General features: G+C 58.1%; 7 protein-coding genes. 2 read left to right on the top strand and 5 right to left on the bottom strand.

Features of this window, described 5'->3' with window-relative positions:
- Window positions 1–430 precede the first annotated feature (430 nt).
- The 3 genes from rpsT to mutM form a co-directional block, all read right to left on the bottom strand.
- Window positions 431–694 (bottom strand): 30S ribosomal protein S20, encoded by a 264-nt coding sequence (gene rpsT, locus FPZ52_RS11415; protein ID WP_146365591.1) that lies wholly within the window; start codon window positions 692–694, stop codon window positions 431–433.
- Between the two features lie 96 nt (window positions 695–790).
- The gene (locus FPZ52_RS11410) at window positions 791–1567 is read right to left on the bottom strand and encodes an enoyl-CoA hydratase (RefSeq protein ID WP_146365590.1); all 777 of its coding nucleotides are present in this window, start codon (window positions 1565–1567) and stop codon (window positions 791–793) included.
- Between the two features lie 62 nt (window positions 1568–1629).
- Window positions 1630–2499 (bottom strand): bifunctional DNA-formamidopyrimidine glycosylase/DNA-(apurinic or apyrimidinic site) lyase, encoded by an 870-nt coding sequence (gene mutM / locus FPZ52_RS11405; protein WP_146365589.1) that lies wholly within the window; start codon window positions 2497–2499, stop codon window positions 1630–1632.
- A gap of 93 nt (window positions 2500–2592) precedes the next feature.
- Here mutM and ubiE point away from each other — a divergent pair, with 93 nt between their 5' ends.
- Window positions 2593–3345 carry a bifunctional demethylmenaquinone methyltransferase/2-methoxy-6-polyprenyl-1,4-benzoquinol methylase UbiE gene (gene ubiE, locus FPZ52_RS11400; RefSeq protein WP_146365588.1) on the top strand — a complete coding sequence of 251 codons (753 nt, stop codon included), beginning with the start codon at window positions 2593–2595 and terminating at the stop codon, window positions 3343–3345.
- Window positions 3346–4875 carry a 2-polyprenylphenol 6-hydroxylase gene (gene ubiB / locus FPZ52_RS11395; protein ID WP_146365587.1) on the top strand — a complete coding sequence of 510 codons (1530 nt, stop codon included), beginning with the start codon at window positions 3346–3348 and terminating at the stop codon, window positions 4873–4875.
- A 2-nt stretch (window positions 4876–4877) separates the two neighbouring features.
- Here ubiB and FPZ52_RS11390 read toward each other — a convergent pair whose 3' ends face one another.
- Together FPZ52_RS11390 and FPZ52_RS11385 are read right to left on the bottom strand one after the other, a co-directional pair.
- Window positions 4878–5537, bottom strand: coding sequence for a flagellar hook capping FlgD N-terminal domain-containing protein (locus FPZ52_RS11390; protein ID WP_146365586.1), 660 nt, complete (start codon window positions 5535–5537; stop codon window positions 4878–4880).
- A 9-nt stretch (window positions 5538–5546) separates the two neighbouring features.
- Window positions 5547–6845, bottom strand: a complete 1299-nt coding sequence (locus FPZ52_RS11385; protein ID WP_168201318.1) for a flagellar hook-length control protein FliK — start codon at window positions 6843–6845, stop codon at window positions 5547–5549.
- Between the last annotated feature and the right edge of the window lie 272 nt (window positions 6846–7117).

The following is a 7117-nucleotide window of genomic DNA, read 5'->3' as shown; positions in this document are numbered from 1 at the left end:
CGGTATGCGGAGTTAAGGACACGCATCGCTCTGAATCTGCCGATCCAGTAGCGATACCCAACAGACGCCGGTTCCCCCTCCGGCCACCTGCAAAAGAGACGAACATCTGCGCCATACCACCTAACATCCCGAAAAGCTCTCCGGAGTGTCACACACTTGGCGCGTTCGTCTCATGTCCCCCAAGACGAAGTGAATCGCCTAGTGAAGATAGCAATCGGTGTCCGCAACGCGCAACAGAACTTCACCGTTGACAGATTATTTACAGCCACCCGAATCTTCTACTGCGAGCGGCTTGTATCTGATGCACGTATTTTCAGTATGTTAGACAGCCTGCACAACTCATGGTTGCGGCAATACAGCCACATGCACATACGCAAGAAAAAAGGGCACGATGAATCGTGCCCCACTTCCTGCTAGCGATCGGATTCTCTTAGGCGATCGCTTTGACGCGTGCCGACAGGCGCGACATTTTGCGCGCTGCGGTGTTCTTATGAACGATGCCCTTCGTCACACCGCGCATCAGCTCCGGCTGAGCGCTGCGCAGAGCGGCGCTGGCGGCATCCTTGTCGCCGGAAGCAATAGCTTCCTCAACCTTGCGCAGGAAGGTGCGGATACGCGAACGACGCGCTTTGTTAACTTCAGTACGGCGCTCGGCCTGGCGAGCGCGCTTTTTTGATTGAGGCGTATTTGCCATGTCTGAGCTTCCCAAATTATGGGTGAAATCCGTTGAAGCCGGGCTAATAGACCCGACTCACGGGCAAGTCAACACAAACCGTGAGAAAACCGCCCGTCACTTTCCGCGGAACTGCGGTTCGCGCTTTTCCAGAAACGCCTTCATACCCTCTGCCTGATCATTGGTAGAAAACAGGCCGTGGAACATGCGGCGCTCGAACAACAAGCCTTCCGAGAGCGGAGATTCAAAACTGCGGTTGACCGATTCCTTGATCGCCATCGTGGACAGAATCGACTTCTCGGCGATCTTCTCCGCCGCGGCCCGCGCCTCTTCCATCAGTTTCTTGGCCGGAACGACTCGACTGACCAGCCCTGCCCGTTCTGCTTCTTCCGCATCCATGAACCGACCGGTCAGCGCCATTTCCATCGCCTTCGCTTTGCCGACGGCATGGGTCAGGCGCTGTGTGCCACCCATCCCGGGCATGATGCCCAGATTGACCTCTGGCTGGCCGAACTTGGCCGTATCGGCGGCGAGAATAAAATCGCACATCATCGCCAACTCACACCCACCGCCCAAAGCATAGCCAGAAACGGCTGCGATGATCGGCTTGCGGGTGTCAATAATCTGGTCACACTCGCGCCCGAACTTGTCGGTGGTAAACATATCCACAAAGGACATATCAACCATTTCCGCAATGTCCGCACCAGCCGCGAAGGCCTTTTCGGACCCCGTCAGGATGATACAGCGCACACGATCAGAGCGGTCCAACTCACGCAGCGCATCGGACAATTCCTTCAGCAGCGCCTTGTTCAGCGCGTTCATTGCGTCGGGACGATTCAGCTTGATGATTGCGATGTGGTCTTCGGTTTCGACGGTCAGCGTCTCATAAGCCATAGATGTCCTGCGGTGCTGTTGCGACAGTCCTCAGGCTTACCAGCCCCACACACACAATCAAGTTATCTCTGGCAGACGGGGCAATAGAATGTGGACCGCCCCGATTGCGCCACACGACGCACCTGCCCCGCGCAATCCGGTTTGACACAGGGCTCACCTTCGCGACCGTAGACGTTAAAGCGATGCTGGAAATATCCAATATTTCCATCGGCTTGACGGAAGTCGCGCAACGACGAGCCTCCTGATGCAATCGCTTCGGTCAACACTTCGCGGACAATCGGCACCAGCGCCTCGATGCGCGCTTTGCCAATCCGGCCCGCTTGACGTGTCGGCGCAATCCCCGCACGAAACAGCGCCTCGCACACGTAAATATTTCCGAGTCCCGCAATGATTCTCTGATCAAGCAGGGCAGCTTTGGCCGAGGTCTTGCGACCCCTTAAACGCCCGATGAGATAGGGCGCGTGGAAATCATTCCCCAGCGGCTCCGGCCCCAAGGCAGCGAGCAATGGGTGACCACCCGATTGCCCCCGCCCGATCATGTCCATCGCCCCGAACCGCCGCGGATCATTGAAGGTCAGCCGCGCACCGCCTTCAAAATCCAGTACGACATGGTCGTGCTTTTCGAAGGCCGGGTGTTCGAGGGCGAAATCGGCGAACTGCACTGGCGCGTCACGCCCTGCCCCGGACAGAAGCAACCGCCCTGACATACCCAGATGCACAAGCAGTGTTTCACCCGAGGATAAATCCGCCAGCAAATACTTGGAGCGCCGGCCCAACCGCACAATCGTCTGCCCCTCCAACCGGGCGACGATGTCCGTTGGAAACGGCCAGCGCAAATCGGGCCGCCTGAAATCGGCGCGCGTGATACGTTTACCTTCCAAATGCGGGGCAAGACCACGGCGGACGGTTTCGACCTCGGGCAGTTCAGGCAACTTCAACTCCGACATAAGGGCGTGTTTGCGCAGGGCGTTGTCAGTCTGCGCGACGCCCCATATGAAGGGTGCAGAATTAAAACGGCAAGGCCCATGACCGAAAACGTCAGACGCACAACCCATTTCGGTTTCCGCGAAGTGGAAGAAAACGACAAGGCCGGGCTGGTGCACGGCGTGTTCACAAATGTCGCTTCACGCTATGACGTGATGAACGATGTCATGTCGATGGGCATCCACCGCATCTGGAAAAATGCGATGATGGATTGGTTGGCTCCCCGCAACGGCCAGCATTTGCTGGATATGGCGGGTGGCACCGGCGATATCGCGTTCCGGTTTCTGAACCGCGCACCGAACAGCAGTGTGACGGTCTGCGACATGACCGAGTCGATGCTGGTCGAGGGCCGACAGCGGGCAGAGGCGGCGGCACTCGCGGATCGGCTCGATTGGGTGGTTGGCGATGCCATGGCCCTGCCATTTCAGGACAACAGCTTCGATATCTACACGATTTCTTTCGGCATCAGGAATGTCACGCGAATCGAAGACGCACTGTCGGAGGCCTACCGCGTGCTGCGCCCCGGCGGACGGATGATGGTTCTGGAGTTCAGTCAACTTCCAAATGCAGGAATGCAATGGGCCTATGATCGCTATTCCTTCAACCTAATTCCGGCGATGGGCCAGATGATCGCCCAAGACAGGGAAAGCTATCAGTATCTAGTCGAGTCGATCCGCCGTTTCCCCGATCAAGACACCTTCGCTGGGATGCTCCGCACAGCGGGCTTTGAACAGGTCAAATACCGGAACCTGTCGATGGGAATCGCTGCGCTGCATTCGGGCTGGAAGATCTAAATGCGTGGGCCTCACAATATCTGGCGCCTGATCCGCACCGGCGCGACGTTCGAGCGCACAGGCGCGATGCGTGTCGTATTGGAAGCTCTGCAAGCACCTGCGCCGCTGCGGGCGGCAGCCCATGTAATTGGCTGGCCGTTCCGGTGGCTGGGCTACAAGGGCGATCCATCCATGCCGCCGGTGACACGTGCGCTGACGGCCCTCGGCCCAGCCTACATCAAGTTCGGTCAAATCCTTTCGACGCGGCCCGACGTCGTCGGTCCCGATCTGGCGACGCAGCTCCAAGTTCTTCAGGATAAGCTGCCACCCTTCTCCACCGATGCGGCAAAAGCATCATTCGAGCGTGAGACCGGCGCGACCACAGATCAAACCTTCAGCACGTTTAGCGATGCCGTTGCTGCCGCCTCCATCGCCCAGGTTCATCGCGCCACCCTGCGGGATACCGGGCACGAAGTTGCCGTAAAGGTGTTGCGTCCGGGGATTGAGCGGGCATTCAGACGCGATGTGGACGCATTCTACTTTGCGGCCCGTATGATCGAATTTCTGCTTCCCTTTTCCCGCCGCCTGCGCCCCACCGACGTCATTCGTCACTTTGAAGGCGTGGTGATGGGCGAACTGGACTTGCGTCTGGAATCATCAGCCGCAGCCGAATTCGCCCAAAGTACCGAAAAGGATGCGGGCTTCCGAGTGCCCTCTGTGCGCTGGGATTTGTCCGGCCGCCGTGTGATGACATTGGATTGGGCCGAAGGCATCGCCATCAGTGATCTCGCGGCTCTGGATGCGGTCGGTCATGATCGCAGGGCGCTTGGCGAACGAGTGCTTCAGGTATTCCTGAGCCATGCCTTGCGCGACGGGTATTTCCATGCCGACATGCATCAAGGCAACCTCAAGGTCGCACCAAATGGTGACCTGATTGCGCTGGATTTCGGAATCATGGGCCGGATCGACGAATACACGCGCCGGGTCTACGCCGAAATCCTGTATGGTTTCATAAGTCGCGATTACCAACGCGTCGCCGAGGTCCATTTCGAGGCCGGATATGTCCCCGCTGACCGCGACATCGACCAGTTCGCACGCGCCCTTCGCGCCGTGGGTGAGCCGATTTTCGGGATGGACGCCACGCGCATCTCAATGGCCCGTGTACTCGCTTACCTGTTCGAAGTCACAGAACAGTTCGGCATGCAGACGCGCACCGAACTTATCCTTCTGCAACGCACGATGGTCGTGGTCGAGGGCGTTGCCCGCTCGCTTGATCCGCAGATCAATATCTGGAACGTCGCAGAACCTGTGGTCGAAGGCTACATCAAGGACAATATCGGCCCGCGGGCGCTGGCGCGTGACTTTGCAAGAACGATCCGGGTACTGGCCCGCTTCGGTCCACGCCTGCCGCAACTGGCCGAAGATGCCCTGATCCGACAGAACAACCCGACGCCAGAACCAAAACCGAAAAGGGGTAACTCACCCGCGCTTTGGGCAGGCCTCGGCGCCGGTTGTGCGACGATAGCGGTTCTGGTCATCCAGTCGTTTTAGCGTCAGCCCCGAAGCGCGACGATAGATTCGGTACTGATCACCGCCCCTGTTTGCGTCATGATTTCGGTCGCGCCGCCGGAGTTGCGAACTTCTGAAACGGTCGCGTAGCTATCCACATTGATTGCCCCCGTCACGTTGCCGTCCGCACCATAGCGGACCAGCATCGCAGTGTATGCGCCGGTGTCGGCAAGCGCCCCGGTATTCGTCAAGCCGTCCCACGTTAGCGGCGACTTACGCCCTGTCACATCGATCTTCCTAACATCATTGCCATCCTTGTCAGTCAGGACAATTTCGCTTTTGGTCGCCGCAGTCGGCACATCGAAATACAATTCCACTGGACCGCCCGCAAACTCCGCTAAACCGCTCAAGCGCGCATCCATACCGACCCAGTCAGACATTTGCGCCAGATTATCGCTGCCAGATGCGCCAATCATTTCCTTTAGAAGGTCATTGGTCATTACCTGCTGCTCAACACTTGAGAATGTCGCCAACTGGACCGCGTAGTCGGACGAATCGACCGGATTCAGCGGGTCCTGATTTTCCATCTGGGCCGTCAGCATCACCAGGAATGTCTCGAAATCGGAACTAATTTTGCCGTCGGACGTCCTGGCTGTTACGCTGTTGGCCATGATGGGTGAGGTGGGATTTGTGCTGATTTCCATTTGAGTATCCTACAGTCTGAGATCCAGCCCGCTGGCCACAGGAAGCTGTTCCGCCTCTACAGAAGTCGACTCGGACACCGAAGCGGCATCGCCACCGTTTTGCGATGTTGAAGATTCATCTGCCGGATGGTCCCGCCCACTTTCAGAGAAATCGAAGCTCGCTTGTCCATAGCCAAGTCGGCAGAGATCGCTTTGCAGGTCAGTGATATATCGTCGCAACAGATCCAGCGTTTCACCGCGATCTGCGCTCAACGCAACCAGCAGCCCTGAATCGCCCTGCGTCAAGCTTATTCGCACGCGGCCGAGCTCTTCAGGGTTGAGACTGACTTCGATTGCATCATCAGCGCCTCTTTGGATCACTTCCACCAGACCCTGTGCGACCTGTCGAACGATCTCGGCCCGATTCATATGCAAGGTACGCGGCGCATCAGCTGGGGATGCTTCTTTCCCACTGCGCACCTCCGCGATCGACGCGAGTTCATCTGCGCGCGCGTCTGATGGGACGTCATCGCGCTCCGATAGAACCATCTCCGGGTGTATCTGCATCGACCTGACCGCATCCTCTCTCAATCGCGGCTGCGTCAGCGAGTAATCTCTATGAGGCTCGCTGATCGGCACGACCGTGTCACGTTTTGTGAGCGATTGCTCTGATGTTTCGACCGGGATCGCAGGGGCGTTCGCCGACTGGCTTGCAGCGCCATTCGTCTGCGTTGGGGATGTCGTCGGAACACCAGAAGCTGTGGCTATCGGCTGTCCAGCCAGAGGCACGGGTGAGTCCCTGTCTGCCTTTCGCATTGCGACCAACATTGAGTCCGAGTCGCCGTTATCCAAAGACGGAGCCAACGGTTCGATTTTGTCAGGTCGAGGGGTCTTTCGCACGGCAAAGTCCGGGTGATCCTCTGTCGCGACCTGCCGCTCCGCAGAAGGCGTCTGCGGCGCAGTAACCACGACTGATTTCTCTGACTTCTTCGTTAACTCAGCACCAGCCTGTACTTTATCGGGTTCAAGCTCCGATAGCATTGGAATCCAGGGTTGCGACAGGCCATCTGACTCCACGACAACAGCCGCGCTCACCCGATCAGAATCTCCCTCCGAACGCGCCCCCGATTGCTCGCCGGGGGGGTCGGAGACTCCATTGACCGGATACTGGTTCGGGATCTCACCAAGCATCAGTGGGTCGCGAACTACAGATGGCTCAGTCCCGACAGGCTCGGCCTGAGCCGACGGCAGCGCCCCAGGCACGCCCGCTGCGACCGCACAGTCGGGACGTGTAAACGTCTCGCTGAGATGCAGACCGGCCCAAGGCACAGTTTCCTCTTCAAAGGTCTCTTCTCTTCTTCCCGCCCGATCAGGACTTAGGGCATCACAGCCTAAAAACACCCGAACCTGGGTGAGTCGATCGAACAACTGCTCCCGTGCAGCACTTGACGTCGGGCCGGATATACCCCGCACTTTTGGTTTCGCGCCCATGTCAATAGGAAATTCGACCTGCATCTCGCCCCCGGCGCTGTGAACCTTTCGGTCACATTGGCGCATCAAGATTACCGGATCTTTACCAAGCACCACGCAAGTTCTGAAAA

This window comes from Qingshengfaniella alkalisoli, assembly GCF_007855645.1.
GTDB lineage: Bacteria > Pseudomonadota > Alphaproteobacteria > Rhodobacterales > Rhodobacteraceae > Qingshengfaniella > Qingshengfaniella alkalisoli.
Note: the sequence above shows the minus strand (reverse complement) of the source record. Positions and strands in the feature narration are given on the sequence as shown.

Excerpts from the sequence above, each read along its gene's own strand:
- rpsT (WP_146365591.1), bottom strand. The coding sequence starts at position 694 with ATGGCAAATACGCCTCAATCAAAAAAGCGCGCTCGCCAGGCCGAGCGC.
- FPZ52_RS11410 (WP_146365590.1), bottom strand. The coding sequence starts at position 1,567 with ATGGCTTATGAGACGCTGACCGTCGAAACCGAAGACCACATCGCAATC.
- ubiE (WP_146365588.1), top strand. The coding sequence starts at position 2,593 with ATGACCGAAAACGTCAGACGCACAACCCATTTCGGTTTCCGCGAAGTG.
- ubiB (WP_146365587.1), top strand. The coding sequence starts at position 3,346 with ATGCGTGGGCCTCACAATATCTGGCGCCTGATCCGCACCGGCGCGACG.
- FPZ52_RS11390 (WP_146365586.1), bottom strand. The coding sequence starts at position 5,537 with ATGGAAATCAGCACAAATCCCACCTCACCCATCATGGCCAACAGCGTA.